Raw genomic sequence first — 24,176 nt, 5'->3', positions numbered from 1 at the left:
AAATTATGAAAGAAGTAGGTGAAATGGTACGTTATTCTGATGCGGATTTAGCTGAATTTAAAACATTAATATCGGCTAAAATTGAGAAGGCTCAAGCAGACTTAGAATTAATAAAAAGCGCCTATATGAATGATTTGAACAACGGTACTGATGATACATCACCTACATTCAAGGCATTCGAAGAGGGAAGCGAGACTATGTCTAAAGAAGCAAATGCTCAGTTAGCAATACGTCAAGAGAAGTTTATTCGCGACTTAAAAAATGCATTAATTCGTATTGAAAATAAGACTTACGGAATATGCAAAGTAACAGGGAAATTAATCGATAAAGAGAGATTAAAATTAGTTCCACATGCTACTATGAGTATCGAGGCAAAGAATCTGCAACGTTAATCTTTAATAAATTTGAAAACGCTCCATTAGGAGCGTTTTTTTTATCTGATAAAATAACTACATTTGTTGCTTGAAATTAGAGAAAAATGTCGTTAAAGAAAGCATACTTACTTGTTTTGGTAGTTTTAGTATTAGATCAAGTATTAAAGATATACATTAAAACAAACTTTTTATTGAATGATGAAATCATATTTTTTGATTGGTTTCGTATCCATTTTATAGAGAATGAAGGTATGGCATGGGGTGTTGAGTTACCAGGAGATTATGGTAAACTTGCCCTTACACTGTTTAGAATTGTAGCTGTATTTGGTATCGGTTGGTGGTTAAATGATTCTTTTAAGAAGAAAGCATCTAATTATCTTATCGTGGCTATTGCTTTAATTATGGCAGGAGCTTTAGGTAATATTATAGATTCTATTTTCTACGGCGTTATCTTCAACGAGAGTACTCCAGGTCAGATAGCTACTATGTTCTCTAATGAACCTTATGGTTCTTGGTTTCACGGTAAGGTAGTAGATATGTTCTATTTTCCTATCTGGAAAGGGTATTTACCTAGTTGGTTACCTATTTGGGGAGGTAAATACTTTACATTCTTCAATGCGATATTTAATCTAGCGGATGTGGCTATATCTGTAGGTGTAGGTATCCTGATTATATTTAATAAAAAAGTATTCAAAAACTAATATACGGCTTCCTTTTAGGGAGCCTTTTTTTTGTTTTATACGAGTATGTGATTTGACAGTGATAATGGCTAAGAATGCTTTATTATAACTCTATGATTAGTATAGATGAGGTAGTTCACTATATATAAATTAAAAAGGCTTCCCTAGGGAAGCCTTTTACGTATTATTTGATATCTTTTAATATCTCTTGAACAGCTCTCTCTAATTGAGGATCGTTGTTGTTCAGTCTATCTGTAAATGTATTTTTTACATAGATATCCGGTGCTACACCTGTTTTCTCTAAGTTTTGTCCATCTAATGTATATGTACCCCAAGAAGGTAATCTGTATGAAGAACCATCTACCAGACTCTTACCAGAAGTAAAGATGATCCATCTATAGGTCTCTTGACCGATGATCTTACCTAACTTAAGGGCTTTAAATCCTGCTGCAGTCATCTCAGCATCACTCAGTGACGATTCGTTTATTAGCAGTACTATTGGTTTTCCACTAGGAGTGAAGTTACTTTGTACTGTTAACTTACCTTCTCTATACTTCCATTGTAAATAAGGTCTTTGAGCTAAGAAGTTTAATACTTTATCGTGTACATTACCACCAGTATTATAACGCAAGTCTAAGATCACACCTTCTTTATTCGCTTCTTGCTCCACCATATCAAGTAAGAATCTATCTAACTCAGGCGAAGTCATATTCTTCATATATGAGTAAGCGATACGGTTATTACTCAGCTGGTTCACACGTTGTTTATTAGTATGTATCCACTCGTCGTATAGCAATGACTTCATTGTAGAAGAAGAGATAGGATGTAGTTTAGTATTTATTTCTTTACCACCTCTGTTAAATGTCAATGTGATTTCGTCTTGACTATTAGCGAAAGTGAAGTAAGTATCTCTATTTATCTTTTCATCAACCTTCTGACCGTTAACTTTGATTAATACATCATTAGGTTGTACATCGATGTCTGTAGCATAAGCAGGTGATTTGCGTGCGATTCGCTCCACCTGATAAGGTTTGTCAGCACTGAATACGATACCAGTTTCATACGTTCTATAGTTAAGTTTAGTTTTCTCTTCGTCTCCACTAGAATTGAAACCTAAGTGAGAAGAACCTAACTCTCCTAACATATCGTTTAATAGTATACGTAGATCATTTCTGCTATTTACCTCAGGTAAGTATTGAGCAAACTGACCTTTCATTTTATTCCAGTCTATTCCGTGGAAAGTTTCGTCATAGAAGTTTTCTTCTACACCTGCCCAAGTCTCATAGTACATCTGGTTAAACTCATCAGATAAGTTTTTAGTAAAGCTGTGTTTGATTTTGATTTGCTCAGGTTTTCCTTTGCTTAGTTCAAAACTGTAGATGTTGCTATCTATCAATGCGTACATCTTTTTGTCTCGTTTTTGTAACTGACTAGCTCTTTTATCAAATACTTTCTCTGCTTTTGGAGCTTCGAAGTCCTCGTATACTTTTTTGTATAAGTTGCCTTTCCCGTTTTCTTGATTTGTGTTATAGAACACTACCTCTTTCTTATCATCAGCGAATACCATAGGAGCATATTGGTTACCAAAACGGTCACTCACTAGTTCTATACGGTCTAGTATTCCCTCTGTATTTACTTTGATAGACGATATTTTAGGGCTTTCTACTTTAGCAGTTTCTTTCGCTTTTTTATCTTTTTTAGAAGGCTCTTTTTTTACCTCTTCTTTCTTTTCTACAAATAGTTTGTCAAACTGATCAGACTTAAATGGATCTGTTGTCCAGTCTAGTGAGAATCTGTAGATACTTGGGTTTTGTAACCCTAGAGGATAAGATGGATTAAATCTATCACTCGTAAAATAGATATACTTACCATTAGGAGACCAATATGGATTAGACTCAGATACTCCAGTATTTGTCAGGTTTGTAGTCTCATTCTTTGCTATGTTGTGGATAAAGATATCCTCTTCGAAGTTGCGCTTAGCAGTGAATAACACATACTCTCCTTTAGGAGAGAACGAAGGCACAGAGTTTTGGAATGCCCATATCTCATCCTTAACTATCGTCTTAGAAGTAAACGAAGTCAAGTCTAATAACCTTACTTCATCTCTACCACTGATATATACAGCCTTCGTCATATCACTATTTAATGTGATATCTCGATTATTTCTAGCATCACTAGTTAATTGCGTAGGAGTACCTTTGCCATTAGCATTGATCTTAAACCAGTTTTGATATCCATTATACGTCTGACTGTAGACTAATGTCTTGTTATCCTTCATCCATACAACCTCCATTACACGCTCTTTACCATCTGTAATGCTTTGGATAAACTTCCCTTCAATATCAGACACGAATAGCGTACCTCTACTCACAAAAGCAATTTTCTTAGCATCAGGAGACACATCGAAGTTGCTGATATTATTTTCCACAGCGTATGATTGATCTTTCTCTATAGCCTTGTTTGTATTTACAGAAGAGGCTAGAGGAGACACAGTCTTAGTAACAGTATCAAAAACATAGATCATATAATCCTTTTCGAATACTACCTTGCTACCATCAGCCGACACATAAGGTTTCTTAATTGAAGAGTCGAAGTTAGTTAATGCTACCTTTTTACCGTTGTCGAATGTATATAAGTTATAGTTCCCGTTATTCTCATCTGAGATAAAGTATATCTTACCATTCTTGTCCACAGTAGGATTAAAGTCTTTTCCTTCGTAATCAGTATATGATTTGAATGCTTTAGTAGTTGGGTTATATCCTAAGATATCAGGGTTATTCTCCCCTTTATATCTCTTACGAGTAGTCTGGCTAGCACTCTCCATAGAGCTAGTGAATAAGTATTCACCAGCAGGTGTAACTACTAGTCCATTAGTATTATTAAAGTAGTTCGTAAACAGTGGTCTAGGTGTACCACCAGTAACATCTATGGCAAAAGAACCAAAGTTATTATTTGCAGTCGAAGTGAAGTAAATCGTCTTGCTATCCCAGCTCCAACTCTCTACTTCTTCAGAAGCTTGGTGATAAGTAAGTTGAGTGATTTGACCTCCAGTCAAAGGCATTAAGAATACATCTTTATTGCCATACTGATCAGAAGTGAACGCTAACCATTTGCCATCAGGAGACACGCGTGGATTAGACTCATTCCCTTCTAGAGCAGTTATTCTTAAGGCTTCACCTCCAGCAGTAGGAGCTTGCCATATATCGCCATTATAGCTAAAGTAAGTTGTCTTTCCATCTGGGCTAAGCGATGGAGTAGAAGCAAATTTAGGCGACTTCTGCCCCCAAGCCAAACTCACTAAAGAAAGAGTAAGTAATGTTATAGTATTTTTGATCATTGGTGAATATTTTCAATAAACATAAAAATATTTTTGCTAACTCACCAATACTTGTTCAGTTTTAGTATTTAAAACCAGACTATTTAGTTCAAAATTAGAACTAAAAAAGCCGAAACAGTATATAGATACTATTTCGGCTGTGTATAATTAGAATTTGAATACTTCTGTTGGAGTAATGCAATAATCAAGAGGAATATCTCCATCTCTTACATCACTGATACGCTCTTCAGGAGGGAAGAAACTCAGTCCAACTTTGATAACATCAGGTTTGCACTCCGCTAAGAAGCGGTCATAAAATCCTTTGCCATATCCGATGCGATTACCCTGTTTATCATACGCTAACAATGGGATAAATACAACATCAAGTTGTTTCTCACTAACCTGTATACCATCTACAGGCTCAGGTATTCCATAACTATTCACTTTAATAGTCGTATTGTCAGTCAATAGGTAATGTGCTAACGTCCCTTCCTTAAAGTCAGATTTAGATAGGATAACATTCTTATCCTTACCCGCCAATATCTGAAGTAAGTATTCTGTATCTATCTCTTTCTTATTCTGAATACTCAAAAATAAATGATAGTTTGTCTTATCCCATATTGGTAGTTGTAAGGCTTGATTAGCGATATCAAGACTTAGGTTGTCTATTGCCTCTGATGGCAACTCCTCGCGTAATGCCTTATACTTTAATCGTAGTTTGTCTTTGTTCATTATTTAATTGTTTTTGAGATATGGAATACCGCATCTCCTTGATACACTATAGGAGCGTCATTTACGTTGATTACATAACCAGCATTTGGAGCCTTGATAGCGACATTCTCTTTCCCATATGGATCAGATATTTCAGCTAACACTTGTCCTTTCTCAACATAAGCCCCAATCTTTACTTGATCGTGTAACAAACCCGACTGCCTAGCGCGAACCCACAGCGAATTAGTAATCACAGTCATCTCTTCAGTAGGTGTCTCTACCTTAAACTTATCTCTAAGCATATCAAACGAATGTAAAAATCGTTTAGTACCCTCAACCCCCATATCAGATACAGTAGAGTTAATATCTAAAGATTTTCCACCTTCGAATAACAGCATTTTAATTCCTTTTTTAGCACATGCACTTCTAAACGAACCTGATATCTGAGCAGAGTACAATAAGAATGGAGGATGAAAGATAGAAGCTAACTCCTCTAATTCTTGGCTCTCTGGAGCAATTCTGATTTGGGGAGCGTTAAATCTGCTCGCCCCACCTGCGTGAAAATCGATAGCATAATCCACATGAGGTAGTATGTAGGTCACTAGATAATGAGCAAATCTCCCAGCTAAAGAACCTGTCTTACTACCCGGGAACACTCTGTTCATATCACGCCCGTCAGGGAACTCACGAGTCTTGTTGATAAACCCGAATATATTAATCACAGGAATACAGATTATCGTTCCTCTCTTAGGTACATTCATTTCACTATGTACGATTTGGCGTACGATATCTACTCCGTTTAGTTCGTCACCATGAAGTCCAGCAGATAATAGTACAGTAGGCCCATCTAGCTTAGCTCTAGATACGATTACAGGTATCTTTAGCTTAGTAGCTGTATGTAGTCTGGCGATTTCTAAGTTAAGTGTCTTAGTCTCACCAGGCAATATCGTTTCGTCTAATATGGTCATCTTCCTAACAATTTTTGATTGTGAAGATATTAAAAGTTTCGAATTTAGGCAGTATCCCAATTGAGTTTTAATTGAAAGGGTTTAAACTTGCTCTAATATTGTAACACAGATAGTAGATGCTTTGGGTACGAGTTTGCTACGGTTTTGAAAACAGCCTCTCATCCCAAGTAAACACAGAGAATTACCAAACACTATCAAAACAAAAGTAAATTTATATTTTGTTGTATATTGATAATCAGTAATTTATGTTGTTTTTGAATGATCATATTAGCTCGTTTTAATCAAATGAGCTTATTATCTCCAAATGAGGGCAATGTAAGTAAGCGATTGATTAAAAATCAGGACATACCTATTTGATTTGTGATGTTATTATTGATGAGGATTAAGTATATTTACTATTGACTTAGTATAAATGAAGAGGGAAATTATTAAAGATAAATTAAAAATATATGCCTAAACTTAAGTGTGTATGTAGTGAGGTAATCAACTTAAGTGAGATACCTTCTCCTCATCAGTATTTGATGATATCAGATCAGAAGTATGATAACTTTCAGGGATTGGTAGATACAGAAGTGTTGTATCGTGAGATGATAATAACTGTTAAATGTCCTACTTGTAGTAGGTTGCACATTTTTGAAAACGGATTTGATAACCCTGCTATTACTTATCAATTAGAGTCCTGATGGATCCTATAAATTATAGTGTCGATTTGTAATTTAGGCTAGGTAGGCTATAAAGCTTTAACAGCATAATTGTGCGTTAGATTATGGAAGGATTAGAAAAGGAGGTATTGGACTTCTTTAAAAAAGGGTTAGTAGAAAACTCACAATCGAATCATATCTTACTGATTACTAGGGTGAGGGTGATGTTTTTTTCTTGTTAATAAAGTTTTTTGAGAAGTATACAATTGTTTTCAGGACTATCCTAAGTGAATATTATTATCAAATTGTAGTTATGGATATAGTAGAGGTTAAAGTAAACAGATGGAAAGAAAAAATTACGGGTGTGATTTATGAAAACAAGAGTGATTTCATAGTGCTAAAAGAAGTAACAGACGATTTCTTCTTGGATGGGGTAATAATAGTCAATATGAAGTATGTGCGAAGGATTACTTCTATCGATAATCAGGTAAAAAAATATGTCATTAATGAGAAGCTTAAATTACTTGCTCAGTCAGATAGTAGATGGGTAAATGAAGAAAGCATAGATGGTGTACTTAATTGTTTATTTACGAATAATATTTTGTTTCAGATAGGTTTGGAGTCTAGTGATTATATTTTGGTCGGGTATATTGAGAATATTTTTAAACATTCAATACGAGTATCTTTAATCGATGTGAAAGGTGAGTTCTTCCGAAGTTTAAATATTAGAAAAGAGCTGATAAGAACTATTACGATTGATAATGAGTATTTAGTAGGATTATTGTTGTATATGAGAAGAGAGGAAAAGTAATAGATAAAAACAACGCAGTAAAATCTATCCTAAGATATGATAAGAAGATTAGTAAAAAGAGAAGAAACTCCTAAGTACACACTTAGGAGTTTCTTCTCTTTCTAGAAGTATGCATTACTGCTAGTATTGTTGTCTTGATTTAGGGTGTAGTGGACACCATAAGGAAATACTGGAGTATATGCTATACGGGTATTTCTATATCTTATTTCAAATTGAAGAGGATTGGAAGAGATAAGTATTATCGTTTGTTTGATGGCTAATGTGAACCTCTTGTCTAAACCATCTAATTGTTCTTTATACCAATGCTTAGCTGATATAATATCATGTGTAGCATCTGTATGATAAAGAACAGTATATGAAATAGTTAATCCAATAAATCTAATAATTCATCTATTGGCTTCAAATTGCTTTCGTGTTCTAGGTTTTTAAGTCTCTGGTCTAGAATGTCTTTTTGCCATTGAGGCAATTCACCTAGTATATGGTCATACTGAGGAATAGAGGAAATATGCGTCAAAACACTAGCTGTATTCTCTTCGCTATTTGATATAGTTTGTTTTTTCATATCGTTTTGACTAATTCATTGATACAAGGATGTTTAAAATGCTTTTATACTGTTAGAATATAGGGCGTTAAATAATTGTAATGAGTTTGATACTAATGACTACACTCAATACAGTGCTAAGAAAGTTAAGTAGAACAATAAACTTATCTCGAAACGGGATAAGTATTTCATAAAGTTTAAATTTGTATTTCATAACAGATTATTATGCAGGTTACACCTTCTTTAGCGATACAGATTCAGACATTACCAGATCAACCAGGAGTATATCAATACTATGACAAGGATGATAAGATCCTCTATGTCGGTAAGGCAAAGAATTTAAAGAAAAGAGTTAGTTCGTACTTTAATAAGGTTCACGATAACGCTAAGACGAATGTATTAGTTAAGAAGATAGTGACGATAAAGCACATCGTAGTTCCTACGGAGACAGATGCATTATTGTTAGAGAATAACTTGATTAAGCAGTTGCAACCTCGCTATAATGTGTTGTTAAAAGATGATAAGAGTTATCCATGGATATGTATTAAGAAAGAACCTTTTCCGAGAGTGTTCACTACTCGTCGTATGGTAAAGGACGGGTCAGAATATTTCGGTCCTTATACGAGTATTAAGACTGTGCATACACTTATAGACTTGATTAAAGAGTTATACCCGTTGCGTACGTGTAACCTAGATTTGACTACGAGTAATATCCGAAGTGGTAAGTATAAAGTCTGTTTAGAATATCATATCGGCAACTGTGGTGGGCCATGTGAAGAACGCGAATCTGATGTGAAGTATGACAATAAGATAAAAGCAATACGTGATATTCTGAAAGGAAACTTTAAAGATAGTCTGAAGGACTTTAAGGATTATATGATGGAGTTGGCTTCGAATATGGAGTTTGAAGAAGCGCAGAAGGTCAAGGATAAGATAGACTTGTTAGAGAATTACCAGTCTAAGTCTACTATCGTGAGCTCTAAGATTAGTAATGTAGATGTGTTCTCAATTATCTCTGATGAGTCAGCGGCGTATGTAAACTTCTTACAAGTATCATACGGTGCCATTATCCGATCGCATACGATGGAGTTAAAGAAGAAACTGGATGAGACAGATGAGGAGCTGTTAGAATTAGCAATTACAGAATTAAGAGAGCGTTTTCACTTGAACTCGAAAGAGATTATTGTTCCTTTTGATGTTGAGGTTCAGGATGGAATACATGTGACTGTGCCAAAGTTAGGGGATAAGAAGAAGCTACTAGACTTATCTGAACGAAACGCTAAGTACTACAGAATAGATCAACTAAAACAAATCAAGATAGTAGATCCTGAACGTCATGTGAATCGTATCATGACTCAGATGAAGAAGGATTTGCGTATGCATGTGGAACCTCGACATATAGAGTGTTTTGATAACTCGAATATACACGGTACTAATCCAGTGTCTGCCTGTGTAGTGTTTAAAGATGGGAAGCCAAGTAAGAAGGATTATCGCCACTTTAATGTGAAGACTGTGGAGGGGCCGAATGATTATGATACGATGGAAGAAATCGTGTATAGACGCTATAAGAGAGTACTAGAAGAGGGACAACCTTTGCCTGACTTAATCGTGATAGATGGAGGTAAAGGACAGCTGGGTGTAGCTGTGGGATGTCTGGAGCGATTAGGTATTAGAGGGAAAGTGGCTATCATCAGTTTGGCTGAGAGACTAGAAGAAATCTTTTATCCAGGAGATAGCATTCCGCTGTATCTAGATAAGCGATCGGAGACGATGAAGGTGATTATTCACTTGAGAGATGAGGCACACCGATTCGGATTAACTTTCCATAGAAATCAAAGAAGTAAGAATGCAATAACAAGTGAAATGGATAGCATAAGTGGTGTGGGTGAGAAGACAAAGACTACACTAATGAACCATTTTAAATCAACAAAAAGAATCAAAGAGGCTAGTCTAGAGGACTTAGAAAAAGTTATAGGAAAGTCTAAAGGAAAGCTAGTATTTGATTTTTTTCAAGTAAATTAGAGGAAAAATTGAAAAAGCTATGCGAAGAATAATTACAGTGATTTTACTCGCTATATGTTTAACATCAAATAGTTATGCTGCGGAGGGTGAAAAGGATAGACCGAAGGTAGGTTTAGTACTAAGTGGAGGTGGTGCTAAGGGATTAGCTCATATCGGAGTGCTAAAAGTATTGGAGGAAGAAGGGGTGAAAGTTGACTATATAGCAGGGACCAGTATGGGAGCTATAGTCGGGGGTCTGTATGCATCTGGATATACAGCTACTGAGCTTGACTCTATCTTTAATAGTATAGATGTGTCAGCTCTGATTAAGGATTATATACCTCGTATCTCTAAATCGTTCTATGAGAAGAAAAATGATGAGATATACGCATTGACATTGCCGTTCGATAAGTTTAAGATTGGTTTTCCAAAGGCATTATCTCGAGGGATGTACAATTATAACCTGATGAATAAACTATTGGCGCATGTGCGTCACGTAGACGATTTTAGTAAGTTAAAGGTTCCTTTTTTATGTATCGCTACTAACCTTGAGACAGGAGAGCCAGTGATATTAAAAGAAGGGTACCTACCACAAGTAATACTTGCAAGTGGCGCGTTTCCATCTTTGTTTGCTCCAGTGGAGATAGATGGTAAATACTTGATCGATGGAGGTGTGGTGAATAACTATCCGATCGATGAGTTACGTAAAATGGGAGCTGATATTGTTATCGGTGTAGATGTACAGGATGACTTAAAGACGATAAAAGAGATAGAAGGTGCGCCTGATTTATTACTGCAGATATCTAATTATTCTACGATTAGACAGATGAAAGATAAGCTGCCTAAGACTGATGTATATATCAAACCTGATATTGTAGGATATACAGTGGTTTCTTTTGACGAAGGAGAGCCAATTATTTCTAGAGGGGTAGACGCCGCTAATAAGGTGATAGTAGATCTTAAGTTATTAGGAGGGAATAAGGATGTGGCTAAAGAGCACTATGTGCCTAAAGAGTCAGACTCGATAAGTGTGTCTAAGATAGATATACATGGACTGAACCGATTCACTCGAAGATATGTACATGGTAAGCTAGGGTTCAAGCCTAATACTAAGATATCTTTTGATCAATTAGCAGATGGTATTACACAGCTAAATGGTACAGAAAACTTTAGTAGTATGACTTACCGCTTTATCGCTGACGGAGAAAAGGATGAGTTAGATATGACGTTAGTAGAGAATCCTGTAAATCGCTACTTAAAACTTGGAGTACACTATGACGGACTGTATAAAGCAGCTGCATTAGTCAATGTGACTCAGAAGAACTTATTTACGAAGAGTGATGTTGCGTCTTTAGATTTAGCTTTAGGAGATAATGTTCGTTATAATTTTAATTATTTTATCGATAACGGTTTCTATTGGAGTGTAGGAGTATCATCTCGATATAATCAATTTAAAAGAGATTTGCCATTCTCTATTCTTAGTGAAGCAAGTGGAGAACCTATCGTGATAGAAGGAGCTCCATCTATGTTCGGGGTAGACTATGCTGACTTAGAAAACAAGCTGTATTTTCAGTCTTTCTATAAGCAGAAGTATTTATTAAATATTGGTATAGAACACCGCTTCTTAGATATTAGAAGTAAGACGATAAATATTCCTTATTCTCGTTTTGATAGAAATCATTATTTGGGAGGATTCTTAAATGTGACGATGGATACTTATGACAATAGGTATTTCCCAAGAAAGGGATTCTTATTTAAAGGGGAGTATAAAAACTTCTTTTACTCTTCAAATAATGGGAATAGTCTAGCGTATGACTTTGATAACTTTTCTACGATTACTGGACAGGTAGGATATGCTACACGTATTACTAATAAGTTGGCAGTAGACCTTAGATCTAGATTAGGTACATCATTAGGAGGAAGTATTCCTAGTATTGGATTTGGATATTATTTAGGAGGATACGGATTTGCTGATAGAGATAATGTTGTTCCGTTTTATGGATACGATTTGTTGAGTATAGGTGGGAACTCTTTTATAACAGGTAGTATTACTTTTGACTATGAGATATTCAAGAAGCACCACATTAATTTTACAGCAAACTATGCTAATGCAGGAGATAATATCTTCGGTAGTTCCGATTGGTTTACTCGTGCGAAGTATACTGGATATGCTGTAGGATATGGTATGCAGACCATGATAGGACCTATAGAGTTTAAATATACTTATTCGCCTGATACAGGTAGTACATCAGCAATATTTGCTGTTGGATTCTGGTTCTAGTATGTAAGTGTAATGATATAAATAAAGCCCATTAAACACGTGTTTAATGGGCTTTATTTATTGTAAGTTTTTATACTGTTTAAAGTTTTTCTAATAAAAAACGTTTGCATTGTTTGATATGTGTTATGTGTGTTTGAGAATATGATTTTATATGGGATGTTTTGTTGTGGATATGTAAAATAAATTTAGACTAAAAGTTGTATAATTCATTTTTATGTCGATATTTGTGTTATTATGAAAACACAATGGGACGGTTTATTGGCTTATTTAAAGTTTCTCATCAAGCGCAAGCCTGAGTGAGAACTCTTACTTATTATACTTTATAGATAGCCTTTATTTACTACAATAGTAAAACCCTTTTATGTGTAACTTTTAATAGCGTGTTAAGCACTTGAATGATGTTTATAGCTATTTCTGTGTATGTGTAATACTTTATTATTTCAACTGTTTTGTTGATTATAATTGTCTTGATACGGTTGAATGTTGAGGTTTTACTTTGTTGATATGTTATAGGTGACTCTATGTTTTTTATTACCAACCAAAAAATTATAAGTAATTATGCCTTTATATCATCACTTAGGGAGTATTCCCCCTAAACGTCATACGGTGTTCCGAAAGGAAAACGGAGACTTGTATTATGAGCAATTGTTCGGTACAATTGGTTTTGACGGGATGTCAACTAATATGTATCACGAGCATAGACCTACTCAAGTAAAAAAGATCTTAGGGCAGTATAGTGTAGCTCCTAAAATCGCAAAAGCAAACAACATTCAATCTTATCGATTAAGAGGATTTCAAGTAGATCCTGAGAATGATTATTTAGACAGCCGAAAAGCAGTTTTGACCAATAGTGACTGTACCATTGTATTAGCGGCTCCTAAACAATCGATGAAGGATTATTTCTACAAGAACACAGATTCGGATGAGTTGTTATTCATACATAAGGGAACGGGAACTCTACGCACTATGCTGGGGAACCTTACTTTTAAGTATGGAGATTATTTATTAATACCACGTGGTATTATCTATCAGATAGACTTCGATACTGAAGATAATAGATTGTTTATAGTAGAGTCTAGAAGACCTATCTATACTCCTAAGCGTTACCGCAACTGGTTTGGACAGTTATTAGAACATTCTCCATTCTGTGAACGTGATATCCGTAGACCTCAAGAATTAGAAACGTATAATGAAACGGGTGATTTCTTAATTAAAGTACGTAAGCAGGATGAGATATTCGATATGGTATACGCTACTCACCCTTTCGATGTGGTAGGGTATGATGGGTACAACTATCCGTATGCGTTCTCTATCCATGACTTCGAGCCTATAACTGGTAGAATACACCAACCACCACCAGTACATCAGACTTTTGAGACAGATGCATTTGTGATCTGTTCGTTTGTACCACGCCTTTATGACTATCATCCTGATTCTATTCCGGCACCATATAATCACAGTAATATTGATAGTGATGAGGTGTTGTACTATGTAGATGGAGATTTTATGAGTCGAAATGATATTGCAGCTGGACATATCTCATTGCACCCAGCGGGTATTCCACATGGGCCTCATCCTGGTGCTGTAGAACGCTCTATAGGTAAAACTGAAACACAAGAGTTAGCAGTGATGGTGGATACATTCAAACCATTAATGTTGACAGAAGAAGCTATGAAAATAGCAGATGAAAAATATTACCAATCTTGGTTAGAACCAGAGAAATAACTAAAAAACAAACAACAACCTAAAAAACTATAAATTATGAGTAAAGAAGTAACGTCAGTAGAATTTGGCTTAGAGAAGATATTTGAAGGAGCACAAGATTTCTTGCCTTTATTAGGAACTGATTATGTTGAATTTATTGTTGGGAATGCTAAGCAAGCGGCTCATTTCTATAAAACTGCATTTGGTTTTCAGTCATTAGCGTATGCAGGATTAGAGACAGGAGTTAGAGATAGAGCGTCTTATGTATTAGTACAAGACAAAATCAGAATAGTATTAACTACTCCGTTAACTGCGGAGTCAGAGTTAAATAATCATATTGTACAGCACGGTGATGGAGTTAAAGTAGTGGCGTTATGGGTAGAAGATGCTCGTAAGGCTTATGAAGAGACAACTAGTCGTGGTGCTAAATCATATATGGAACCAGTGGTAGAGAAAGATGAGTTTGGTGAAGTGGTGAGAGCTGGTATCTATACTTATGGAGAGACTGTGCACATGTTCGTAGAACGCAAAAACTACAAAGGGACATTCTTACCAGGGTTTAAGAAATGGGAAAGTGATTATAATCCTTCTCCAGTAGGATTAAAGTATGTAGATCATATGGTAGGTAATGTGGGATGGAATGAGATGAACACATGGGTTAAGTGGTATGAGGATGTGATGGGATTTGTGAATTTCTTGTCTTTTGATGATAAGCAGATCAATACAGAGTACTCTGCTCTAATGAGTAAAGTGATGTCTAATGGAAATGGAAGAATTAAGTTTCCTATTAATGAACCTGCAGAAGGTAAAAAGAAATCACAAGTAGAGGAGTATTTAGACTTCTACAATGGAGCAGGTATACAACATATTGCTGTAGCTACTGATGATATCATCAAAACTGTAGCTGCGATGAAGAATAGAGGAGTAGAATTCTTGTCTGCACCACCTCAATCTTATTATGATATGATCCCTGCGCGTTTAGGTGTACATATGGATATGATGAAGGAAGATATTAAAGAACTTCAGAAGCTAGGTATTATGATTGATGCTGATGAAGAAGGGTACTTATTACAAATATTTACTAAGCCTGTAGAGGATCGTCCTACTTTATTTTTCGAAATTATCCAACGTATGGGAGCTAGAGGATTCGGAGCAGGTAACTTTAAGGCGCTTTTTGAGTCTATCGAGAGAGAACAAGAGAAGAGAGGAACGCTTTAAGATTCAGTTAATTAAATACTAAATACGGTTGTTATAAGGACTGTAAAGTTAATTATAAGTTAAAAACCAATAAGGATAGTATTAATCCGTAAAAAGCTATACATTTGCACTCGCAAAAATAAAGTCGTCATAAGCTTTATTTGAGTGTAATAAATTTTTCATAATTTATAGTTTTTTGGTTGGTTAATAGCATAAAAACTCAGTCATTTCTTTGACTGGGTTTTTTTGTTTTATATTTTTGAATTAAAATGCTGCCAAAATATGAAAAAGAACTTCCTAATGTTACTAGTGACTATGCTATGCACTAGTTTTCTGTATTCACAAACTTCTGTGAAGGCCTTTGATAACAAAGAATTTCTACAATTTAAGATTAGTTATGGACTTGTCAATGCTGGTATCGCTACTTTAACTTTAAGCGAAACTATGCAAGGAGGGGTACCTGTATATCATGCTAAAGGTATTGGGTATACTACTGGTATTACTAAAGCTTTCTTTAAGGTATATGATAATTACGAGAGCTATTTTGAGAGAGATAACGTCGTTCCACATCGTTTTGTTCGTAAAATAGATGAGGGAGGGTATACAAAAGATCAAGAAGGATGGTTTGATTATAAGACAATGAAGGTGACTGTGAAGGATTATGAGAAGAAAACAGAAAAGTCTTTTAATATCACTCGAAACGCTCAGGATATAGTGTCAGCCTTCTATTATCTGCGTAAATACCCTGGGTTAAATAGCTTAAAAGTAGGTGAGTCTGTGGAGATAGATATGTTCTTCGACGGAGAAATATCTAAATTTAAATTAAAATATCTAGGAACTGAAGTTTTAAAGACAAAATTTGGTAAATTGAAAACCTTAAAGTTTAGGCCATATGTAATGGCAGGACGTGTGTTTAAGGAGCAAGAAAGTTTGACTGTTTGGGTAAGTGCAGATGTAAATAAAGTACCTGTGCGTATTAAAGCAAGTTTATTAGTTGGTTCTTTAAAAGCTGATCTTGATAATTACAAGAATCTGGTTAAACAATTAGAATTCGAAAAGTAAGACATACCAAAAACTATGATAGATAATAAATTCTCTGAAGTAGTGAATCGCTTTAATGACTTAGGGATTAAAGCTGAGACACAGATAGAGGGCATGCTTTATGCAAAGCCAATTACGTATTGGGATTATATCCAAACAGACGCATTGCTTAATCTCCAAACTCAGAGAACTGTCTTGCCCGACGAGATGGTGTTTATTATGTATCACCAAGTGAATGAACTTCTTTTTAAAATGATTTTATGGGAGTTAGATCAAGTTAGTTCTTGTTCTGATGAAGCACTTACTGTAGCTTTCTTTACAGATAGGCTAGCTCGTATTAGTCGTTATTTTGATATGTTGACTTCTTCTTTTACTATTATGAAAGAAGGGATGGAGGTAGAGCAATATTTAAAATTCAGAAATACTTTAGCTCCTGCTAGTGGATTTCAGAGTAGTCAATATCGTTTGATCGAGTTTGGTTGTACAGATTGGATTAATTTGATAGATAAACGTTATGTGGCTGATTTACCACAAAATATTTCTGAACGTGATGCGTTAGAATATATGTATTGGCAAGCAGCTGGTAAAGATTATAGGACAGGGGAAAAATCATATCTTCTAAGAGAGTTTGAAAACAAGTATTGTGAAATATTTGTTAAAGCCATGAAAGATTATGAAAAAACAAATTTATGGCAGAAATTTGTGAAATTACCCGAAGAAGCCAAATCGGATAAAGGACTGATAGATGCTATGCGTCATTTAGATAAAACGGTGAATGTGACATGGGTGATGGGACACTATGAAGCAGCTGTGAAGTATCTAGAAAGCCATACAGGGGAAACGAAGGAAGCTACTGGAGGTAGTGACTGGAAGAAATATATGTTGCCACAATATCAAAAACGCATATTCTTTCCAGAATTATGGAGTGAGGAAGAGAAGGCTAATTGGGGGAAATAGTAAGGAGAAGAAGTTGAAAAATAAAGAGATTATAGAGTTTTGAAGCATTTTATATACAGTATACTTGTCAGTGCTGCACTTTTTTCGTGTAAAAAGACAGAAGAAATTACAATAGAAGAACAACCAAAGACTGAACATGCAGAAGAGATAGTTGGGGAGCTTTACGGTTTTCAGTTAAAAGATTATGTTTTAGTAGAGGATACTATTCGCAGTGGAGATAATCTAGGTAAAATATTTGGAGATAATAATATTGGTTCTACAGAAGTGCTTAATATCGTAACTCAAGTAAAAGATACGTTTAACGTTAGAAATATTAGAGTTGGACAACCTTATGCGTTAGTTAAGTATAGAAAAAATCAAGAGAAGTTAGCTGCATTTATTTATCATCCTAATGTAACAGGGTACCAAGTTATCGACTTACGTGATTCTATTAGTGCATATACAATCACATATCCAGTAACTATTAAGCGTAGAACTGTCGCGTCTGAGATAGAAGGTTCTCTTTCTGCTAGTTTAGCAAGAGAGGGTGTAGATCAATCTTTAGCTACTAAAATGTCACAGATATTTGCATGGTCTATTGACTTCTTTAAACTTCGCCCAGAGGATAGATTTGCATTTACTATTGAAGAGAAATATATTAATGACAGTGTTTATCTAGGAATTTCTAAGATTGAAGCTGCTTATTTTAGATATAGAGGAAAGGATTTATATTCTTTCCCGTATAAAAGAGAGGGGTATAAATCTACTGAGTATTTTGATGAGCTAGGAAGACCTATGAAGGCAATGTTCTTAAAGGCTCCTTTAAAATTCTTTAGAATTACTTCGAAATACACAAAGAGTCGTTTTCATCCTGTGCAAAAAACATGGAAAGCTCACAATGGAACAGATTATGCTGCTCCATCGGGAACGCCGATTATGACGACTGCGGCAGGTGTGGTAGAAAGAGCTGGATATACTGCTGGAAATGGTAACTTTGTAAAAGTGAAACACAGTGGTACATATTCAACTCAGTATTTACACATGTCTAAAATACTTGTGAAAACTGGTCAGCGTGTAGATCAGGGGCAAACAATTGGGCTGGTAGGTAGTACTGGTCTAGCAACTGGACCACACGTATGTTATAGATTTTGGAAAAATGGAGTACAGGTAGATCCATTGAGTCAAAACCTTCCTAACTCTGAACCAATGGAAAAAAGAGATATGCCTGCATTTAAGGCTTATATGACTCCTTTAAAAGAGGAATTGGATAAAGTATTAAACGAAAAATTTCAAGGAGAATAATAGTTAGTTGTTGTAATGTTAGAGAGTATAAATCCTTCGGGTACTTTAGCTTGGAAAAAGCTTAGGGAGCATTTTGCACAAATGGAGTTTGTGCAGATGCAAGATCTTTTTGCTAATGATTCAGAGAGAGCTAATAAGATGCACATTGAGTGGAATGATTTTTTATTAGATTACTCAAAGAATAAAGTAACTGAAGAAACAATAGATTTGTTATTAGAGCTGGCTGATGAGTTAAAGCTTAAGGATGCAATCAAAGCTATGTATCAGGGGCAAATTATTAATGCAACAGAACAAAGAGCTGTGCTGCATACAGCATTGAGAAATTTGTCAGCAGATGAATCTGTAGTAGTTGCAGGAGAAGATGTTTTACCTGAGATTAGAGATACTCGTATACGTATCAAAGACTTTACTAGTAGAGTGCTTAATGGGACTTATACTTCATATTCTGGAAAGAAATTTACAGATGTAATTAATATTGGTATTGGAGGTTCTGACTTGGGACCAAAGATGGTAGTGCATGCATTAGCTAATTATCGCAATGAATTGGGAATGCATTATATCTCTAATGTAGATGATGATTACTTACAGTCTGTTTTAAATAAATTAAATCCTGAAACTACGTTAGTGTTGATTGTGTCGAAGACATTTACAACACAAGAAACCATTGAAAATGCTAAGAAAGTAAAACAATGGTTAGTTCGTAGTTTAGGTGATGTTGACTTGAGTTCTCATTATGTTGGTGTGTCTGTAGCTATAGAAGAAGCAATGAGCTTCGGACTAAAGCGAGAGAATATTTATCCAATGTGGGATTTCGTAGGTGGACGTTTTTCTCTATGGAGTGCGGTAGGTCTTTCTATAGCATTAGCTGTAGGGTATGATAATTTTGAGAAATTGTTAGATGGGGCTTATGCGATGGATCGCCATTTCTTAGAAGAAGAAAATAAGAATAATATTCCTGTGGTACTTGCTTTATTAAGTGTGTGGTACAATAACTTTTATGGTTATGAAACGGAGGCTGTTGTTCCGTATAGTCAGTTGTTAGGTAAATTACCTGCTCACTTACAACAAATGATTATGGAGAGTAATGGTAAGAATAAAGATAGAAGTGGAAGCCCAGTTAATTATCAAACAGGAACATTAATTTGGGGTGAAGTGGGAGTATCTGCTCAACATGCTTTCTTTCAGCTGTTTCACCAAGGGACAAAAGTAATTCCAATAGATTTTATTGGATTTGTTAATCCTCACTTTAAAGAGAGTTCGAATCATGATATTTTGATGTCTAATTTCTTTGGGCAGAGCGAAGCGCTTTTAAAAGGGAAAGATGGAGAGCAATATGAAAGTGATGGAGGGCCTTTTTTAAGTAACTTTAGAGAGTTTTGTGGTAATAAACCATCAAATACAATCTTGATACAGAAATTATGTCCAAGGTCTTTAGGTGAATTAATCGCATTGTATGAACATAAGACATTTGTACAGGGGGTGATATGGAACATTTTTAGTTTCGATCAGTTCGGTGTAGAGTACGGTAAAATTTTGGCAAAGAATATACAAAACGAAATTAAAACCAAAAATATATGTGAACATGATAGTTCTACTGAGTTTTTATTGAGATATTTTGTGAAAAACAGAATTGTAGAATAAGTCTAAATAGTGATAAAACGTTAATTTTAATGTTTTGGTAACATTGCGTATATATGTTTTTGTACATTTGTCGCGAAAATAATTTTATCACTTACACTTACAAAATGAAAAACTTGAAGAACTGGATGCTGATGATGGTAATGATTCTTACCTCAGTGTCTGCATTTTCACAAAACAAAATCACTGGTATAGTTGTAGATGGAGAATTCCAATCGGGATTACCTGGTGCAACAGTGATAGTAAAAGGGACTCAAAACGGTACGTCATCTGATATGGATGGTAAATTCGAATTGACTGTTTCTGGTGATAAAGGAGAAGTAGTTATCTCTTTTATTGGTTATCAATCAAAAACTGTAGCTTTCAAAGTTGGCGCTGATAAGAAAGCTGATCTTGGATCTGTAGTACTTTCTGCAGACGAAAACTTGTTAGAAGACATCGTTATTATGGGTGTTGCTGACGTAGCGAAAGATCGTAAAACTCCAGTAGCTGTTTCTACAATTAAAGCAGCTCAAATTCAAGAAAAACTTGGTTCTCAAGAATTTCCTGAAATTTTAAACACAACACCTTCAGTTTATACTTCTAAATCAGGAGGAGGATTTGGTGATTCTAAAATTAACATTCGTGGATTTGATCAAAAGAATATCGCTGTAATGGTTAACGGTATGCCTGTTAACGATATGGAGAACTCTTCTGTTTATTGGTCAAACTGGGCTGGTTTATCAGATGTTACATCTGCTATGCAAGTTCAACGTGGATTAGGATCTTCTAAATTAGCTATTTCTTCTATCGGAGGAACTATTAATATTCTTACTCGTACAGCTGATGCTAGACAAGGAGGATCTATTATGGCTAGTGTTGGTAATAATGATTACTTTAAAGGAACTGCTTCTTATAATACAGGTGTTTTAGAGAGCGGATTCTCTGCTTCTGTATTAATGAGCTACAACCGTGGAAATGGTTATGTTCAAGGAACAAATTTTGAGGCTAGTAACTATTTCGTTGGGTTAGGATACCGTTCTAAAGATTCTAAACACAATGTTCAGTTTACATTTACTGGTGCTCCTCAAACTCACGGACAACGTTCTACTTATACTTCTATCGATGAGTATATTGCTCAAGGAAGTAATGGAGATCCAAATATCAAATACAACAAAGATTGGGGATATTTAGATGGTAAAATGTATAATGGTAAACAAAACTATTATCATAAACCAGTAATGTCTATCAACTATGATTGGCAAATTAATGAAACTACTAAATTAGGTGCAGTTGTTTACGGTTCTTGGGGCCGTGGAGGTGGAGCTAGCATGAATGGTAAAGTTGCGACTACTGATAAAGACGGTAAGACTGTTTACAAATATGCTGATGGAGTACTTGGAGCTGATGGACAGTTACGTATGGATGACATCGTAGCATATAATCAAGGATTAACAAATCCATTTGGAGGTCCTGCTAAAGGAACTTCTATTAATGATAATAACAACGGTATCACACGTTTAAACTCTGTTAACTCACATAACTGGTATGGGACAGTAATTAACTTAAACAAAAAGTTAAGTGAGAACTTTACTTGGGATATTGGAGTTGATGCTCGTACTTATAAAGGATACCACTTTAATAACGTATCTGATTTCTTAGGATCAACAGGTTATAAAGAAACAGGAAATCTTAACTATGGTAAAGATGGATACATTGTTACTAATAGTTATGGATCACAAGTTAGTTACAACCCATGGGCTGATAAAAACAATGTAGGAGATGTAAAATACAACAATGATGGTAATGTTCGTTGGTATGGTGCATTTACTCAATTTGAGTACTCTAAAGATAACTTTACTGCTTTCATTCAAGGAGCTATCTCTAATCAAGATTTCCAACGTGTAGATAATTTTGTACAAGACGGAAGAACTCATGGTAATGATGGTAAAGAATTAAAACCTTGGAAACAACAATCAACTACTTCTTGGAAAAGTTTAGTTGGAGGTAATGTTAAAGGGGGAGTGAACTACAACATTAATGAACACCACAATGTATTCGGAAATGTTGGTTACTATTCTAAACAACCATTCTTTAATGGGGTTTATATTAACAATACAAACCAATTGAACCCAGATTTAATGAATGAAAAAATCTTTGGTGTTGAATTAGGTTACGGATTCCGTTCTGCATACTTTAATGCTAACGTTAACGTTTATAGAACTTCTTGGGAAGATCGTATTGAAAGAAAATCATCTACTATTGAATTACCTGGAGCTGATGGTAAACCTATCAAGTATCAAGGGAATGTTCAGTTAAACGGATTAGCTCAATTACACAAAGGTGTTGAGTTCGATTTCAATTCTCGCCCAACAGATCGTTTAACAATTAATGGGTCTTTCTCTTATGGAGATTGGAATTATACTAAGGATATAAAAGGAGCTACTTTATTAGATCGTGATACAAATGAAGCTATGACAGATAAAGATGGAAATGTTCTTACAAGAGATTTGTATTTAAAAGATTCTAAAGTAGGATCAGCTCCTCAGTTGACTGCAAGTTTAGGTTTAGACTATGAAGTAATCGAAGGATTAAAATTTGATGGTACTTACCGTTTTGTAGATAAGTTATATTCAAATATTGATGTAATGGCTGCTTCTGATCGTAATTATAAAGGAGCAATGGAATTACCAAGCTTTAACTTATTTGATTTAGGTATGACTTATACTATGAAAGTAGGAAAAGATAAATCTAACTCAGTAGTTATTAGAGCAAACGTAAACAACGTATTTGATACAGTATACATTGCTGAAGGTAATACTTCTAAGAGAGTTGGAGATAAAGGAACTACAGGAAAAACATGGAAAGGTGTTGATACATCTAACCAAGTTTGGTTTGGTGCTGGAAGAACTTGGAACGTAGCATTACGTTATAACTTCTAATCAGTTATACAAAATATATCACAAAAAAGGAGATCATTTATGGTCTCCTTTTTTTATTGTGTAATTTTACTTGAGTAGTTAATTGATAAATATAGAATATATGAAAAAATATAAGTTAGGTAAATCTGAATTAGAGGTGCCAGCATTGTCTTTTGGAGGTAATGTATTCGGATGGACATTAGATGAAAAGGCATCTTTCAAGATGCTAGATGAATTATATGAGAATGGGTTGACTTTTATCGATACAGCTAATAATTATTCACATTGGGCTCCTGCCAATGTAGGTGGTGAATCAGAGGCTATTATCGGGAAATGGTTTAAAGAGAGTAAGAAGAGACATAATATAGTTCTATCTACTAAAGTTGGTGGACGTATGGGCGACGGTACTAGAGGATTGAAAAAAGAATATATATATGACTGTGTTGATGCTTCACTTAAGCGTTTACAAACAGATTATATTGATTTGTATTTCTCTCACTATGATGACTTAGAAACATCACAAGAGGAAACAATGGAAGCCTTTAATGATCTTATTAAGGCTGGTAAGGTTCGTTATTTAGGTGCTTCTAATCTTGAAGTGGATCGTATAGTAAGTAGTAATGCTATAGCTAGAGATAAGGGATGGGCTGAGTATATAGCTATTCAACCTCTTTATAATCTTTATGACCGTATTAAGTATGAGCAAGAGTACTTGTCTTTGGTAGAAGAGGAGAAGTTAGCTGTAATGAGCTATTTTGCCTTAGCAAGTGGTTTTCTTAGTGGTAAGTATAGATCATTAGAAGATATTGAAAAGAGTGCGCGTAAAGATATGGTGAAAGGTTATATTAATGAACGCGGATTAAATATTCTAAATCTCTGTGATAAGATTGCTAAAGACTATAATGCAACGATAGCTGAAGTTGCTATTGCTTGGCAAATACATAAACCATCAATAAGTACTCCGATAGTAAGTGCAACATCTAATGAACAATTAAAGAGCTTACTTCGTTCAGTTGATATTAAGTTATCTGTAGAAGAAATGAATTTACTTGATAAAGTAAGTGCATACTAAGTAAGATATCAAATGTATAGAATAGTAAAAGGGGAGCTCAATTAGAACTCCCCTTTTGTTAT

The 24,176-nt window shown here is 35.0% G+C and carries 18 protein-coding genes; 14 read left to right on the top strand and 4 right to left on the bottom strand.

What is annotated here, in order from left to right; all coding sequences use genetic code 11:
• Positions 1–5: 5 nt before the first annotated feature.
• A complete protein-coding gene (locus BMX53_RS03270) occupies positions 6–392 on the top strand; it encodes a TraR/DksA family transcriptional regulator (RefSeq protein WP_038987270.1) in 387 nt (128 codons plus the stop codon).
• A gap of 86 nt (positions 393–478) precedes the next feature.
• Positions 479–1,075, top strand: coding sequence for a lipoprotein signal peptidase (locus BMX53_RS03265; protein ID WP_074744641.1), 597 nt, complete (start codon positions 479–481; stop codon positions 1,073–1,075).
• Between the two features lie 163 nt (positions 1,076–1,238).
• On the opposite strand, the gene BMX53_RS03260 is transcribed toward BMX53_RS03265, so the two are convergent.
• The 3 genes from BMX53_RS03260 to BMX53_RS03250 all read right to left on the bottom strand — a co-directional run bounded on the left by BMX53_RS03260 (position 1,239) and on the right by BMX53_RS03250 (position 6,049).
• Positions 1,239–4,391: a S41 family peptidase gene (locus tag BMX53_RS03260; protein ID WP_074744639.1), complete on the bottom strand. Its 3,153-nt coding sequence runs from the start codon at positions 4,389–4,391 to the stop codon at positions 1,239–1,241.
• A gap of 147 nt (positions 4,392–4,538) precedes the next feature.
• A complete protein-coding gene (locus tag BMX53_RS03255) occupies positions 4,539–5,102 on the bottom strand; it encodes a 5-formyltetrahydrofolate cyclo-ligase (RefSeq protein WP_074744637.1) in 564 nt (187 codons plus the stop codon).
• Complete coding sequence (locus tag BMX53_RS03250) at positions 5,102–6,049, bottom strand: succinylglutamate desuccinylase/aspartoacylase family protein (RefSeq protein ID WP_038987274.1); 948 nt, start codon at positions 6,047–6,049, stop codon at positions 5,102–5,104. Before BMX53_RS03250 ends, BMX53_RS03255 begins: the two co-directional genes overlap by 1 nt.
• A gap of 449 nt (positions 6,050–6,498) precedes the next feature.
• On the opposite strand from BMX53_RS03250, the gene BMX53_RS03245 reads away from it, so the two are divergent.
• Together BMX53_RS03245 and BMX53_RS03240 are read left to right on the top strand one after the other, a co-directional pair.
• The gene (locus BMX53_RS03245; RefSeq protein WP_038987276.1) at positions 6,499–6,732 is read left to right on the top strand and encodes a hypothetical protein; all 234 of its coding nucleotides are present in this window, start codon (positions 6,499–6,501) and stop codon (positions 6,730–6,732) included.
• A 271-nt stretch (positions 6,733–7,003) separates the two neighbouring features.
• Positions 7,004–7,501, top strand: a complete 498-nt coding sequence (locus tag BMX53_RS03240) for a hypothetical protein (protein ID WP_074744635.1) — start codon at positions 7,004–7,006, stop codon at positions 7,499–7,501.
• A 364-nt stretch (positions 7,502–7,865) separates the two neighbouring features.
• Here the strand turns inward: BMX53_RS03240 and BMX53_RS03230 are convergent, their stop codons facing one another.
• The gene (locus tag BMX53_RS03230) at positions 7,866–8,063 is read right to left on the bottom strand and encodes a hypothetical protein (protein ID WP_074744633.1); all 198 of its coding nucleotides are present in this window, start codon (positions 8,061–8,063) and stop codon (positions 7,866–7,868) included.
• A 204-nt stretch (positions 8,064–8,267) separates the two neighbouring features.
• Between BMX53_RS03230 and uvrC the strand changes: the two genes are divergently transcribed.
• From uvrC to BMX53_RS03180, 10 genes are all read left to right on the top strand, one after another.
• Positions 8,268–10,064 (top strand): excinuclease ABC subunit UvrC, encoded by a 1,797-nt coding sequence (gene uvrC / locus BMX53_RS03225; protein ID WP_038985891.1) that lies wholly within the window; start codon positions 8,268–8,270, stop codon positions 10,062–10,064.
• A 19-nt stretch (positions 10,065–10,083) separates the two neighbouring features.
• Positions 10,084–12,324, top strand: a complete 2,241-nt coding sequence (locus BMX53_RS03220) for a patatin-like phospholipase family protein (RefSeq protein WP_074744631.1) — start codon at positions 10,084–10,086, stop codon at positions 12,322–12,324.
• A gap of 558 nt (positions 12,325–12,882) precedes the next feature.
• On the top strand, positions 12,883–14,049 hold the full coding sequence (locus tag BMX53_RS03215) for a homogentisate 1,2-dioxygenase (RefSeq protein WP_038985893.1): 1,167 nt from the start codon (positions 12,883–12,885) through the stop codon (positions 14,047–14,049).
• A 36-nt stretch (positions 14,050–14,085) separates the two neighbouring features.
• Positions 14,086–15,246, top strand: coding sequence for a 4-hydroxyphenylpyruvate dioxygenase (hppD, locus tag BMX53_RS03210; RefSeq protein ID WP_074744629.1), 1,161 nt, complete (start codon positions 14,086–14,088; stop codon positions 15,244–15,246).
• Between the two features lie 261 nt (positions 15,247–15,507).
• Positions 15,508–16,287 carry a DUF3108 domain-containing protein gene (locus tag BMX53_RS03205; protein ID WP_038985895.1) on the top strand — a complete coding sequence of 260 codons (780 nt, stop codon included), beginning with the start codon at positions 15,508–15,510 and terminating at the stop codon, positions 16,285–16,287.
• Positions 16,288–16,302: 15 nt separating this feature from the next.
• Positions 16,303–17,223: a tryptophan 2,3-dioxygenase family protein gene (locus BMX53_RS03200; protein WP_074744627.1), complete on the top strand. Its 921-nt coding sequence runs from the start codon at positions 16,303–16,305 to the stop codon at positions 17,221–17,223.
• Positions 17,224–17,262: 39 nt separating this feature from the next.
• Positions 17,263–18,504: a M23 family metallopeptidase gene (locus tag BMX53_RS03195; protein ID WP_038985897.1), complete on the top strand. Its 1,242-nt coding sequence runs from the start codon at positions 17,263–17,265 to the stop codon at positions 18,502–18,504.
• A gap of 15 nt (positions 18,505–18,519) precedes the next feature.
• Positions 18,520–20,145, top strand: coding sequence for a glucose-6-phosphate isomerase (gene pgi / locus BMX53_RS03190; protein ID WP_074744625.1), 1,626 nt, complete (start codon positions 18,520–18,522; stop codon positions 20,143–20,145).
• Positions 20,146–20,249: 104 nt separating this feature from the next.
• A complete protein-coding gene (locus BMX53_RS03185) occupies positions 20,250–23,063 on the top strand; it encodes a TonB-dependent receptor (RefSeq protein WP_074744623.1) in 2,814 nt (937 codons plus the stop codon).
• Between the two features lie 100 nt (positions 23,064–23,163).
• Positions 23,164–24,114, top strand: a complete 951-nt coding sequence (locus tag BMX53_RS03180; protein ID WP_074744620.1) for an aldo/keto reductase — start codon at positions 23,164–23,166, stop codon at positions 24,112–24,114.
• The last annotated feature ends 62 nt before the right edge of the window (positions 24,115–24,176 follow it).

Origin of the sequence: Myroides marinus (genome assembly GCF_900109075.1) — a bacterium.
Classification (GTDB): Bacteria; Bacteroidota; Bacteroidia; order Flavobacteriales; family Flavobacteriaceae; genus Flavobacterium; species Flavobacterium marinum_A.
The sequence above is the reverse complement of the archived record's forward strand: the minus strand, read 5'-3'. Positions and strand labels throughout refer to the sequence as shown.

Coding starts and splice junctions, on each gene's coding strand:
- BMX53_RS03270 (WP_038987270.1), top strand. CDS start 6: ATGAAAGAAGTAGGTGAAATGGTACGTTATTCTGATGCGGATTTAGCT.
- BMX53_RS03265 (WP_074744641.1), top strand. CDS start 479: ATGTCGTTAAAGAAAGCATACTTACTTGTTTTGGTAGTTTTAGTATTA.
- BMX53_RS03260 (WP_074744639.1), bottom strand. CDS start 4,391: ATGATCAAAAATACTATAACATTACTTACTCTTTCTTTAGTGAGTTTG.
- BMX53_RS03255 (WP_074744637.1), bottom strand. CDS start 5,102: ATGAACAAAGACAAACTACGATTAAAGTATAAGGCATTACGCGAGGAG.
- BMX53_RS03250 (WP_038987274.1), bottom strand. CDS start 6,049: ATGACCATATTAGACGAAACGATATTGCCTGGTGAGACTAAGACACTT.
- BMX53_RS03245 (WP_038987276.1), top strand. CDS start 6,499: ATGCCTAAACTTAAGTGTGTATGTAGTGAGGTAATCAACTTAAGTGAG.
- BMX53_RS03240 (WP_074744635.1), top strand. CDS start 7,004: ATGGATATAGTAGAGGTTAAAGTAAACAGATGGAAAGAAAAAATTACG.
- BMX53_RS03230 (WP_074744633.1), bottom strand. CDS start 8,063: ATGAAAAAACAAACTATATCAAATAGCGAAGAGAATACAGCTAGTGTT.
- uvrC (WP_038985891.1), top strand. CDS start 8,268: ATGCAGGTTACACCTTCTTTAGCGATACAGATTCAGACATTACCAGAT.
- BMX53_RS03220 (WP_074744631.1), top strand. CDS start 10,084: ATGCGAAGAATAATTACAGTGATTTTACTCGCTATATGTTTAACATCA.
- BMX53_RS03215 (WP_038985893.1), top strand. CDS start 12,883: ATGCCTTTATATCATCACTTAGGGAGTATTCCCCCTAAACGTCATACG.
- hppD (WP_074744629.1), top strand. CDS start 14,086: ATGAGTAAAGAAGTAACGTCAGTAGAATTTGGCTTAGAGAAGATATTT.
- BMX53_RS03205 (WP_038985895.1), top strand. CDS start 15,508: ATGAAAAAGAACTTCCTAATGTTACTAGTGACTATGCTATGCACTAGT.
- BMX53_RS03200 (WP_074744627.1), top strand. CDS start 16,303: ATGATAGATAATAAATTCTCTGAAGTAGTGAATCGCTTTAATGACTTA.
- pgi (WP_074744625.1), top strand. CDS start 18,520: ATGTTAGAGAGTATAAATCCTTCGGGTACTTTAGCTTGGAAAAAGCTT.
- BMX53_RS03185 (WP_074744623.1), top strand. CDS start 20,250: ATGAAAAACTTGAAGAACTGGATGCTGATGATGGTAATGATTCTTACC.
- BMX53_RS03180 (WP_074744620.1), top strand. CDS start 23,164: ATGAAAAAATATAAGTTAGGTAAATCTGAATTAGAGGTGCCAGCATTG.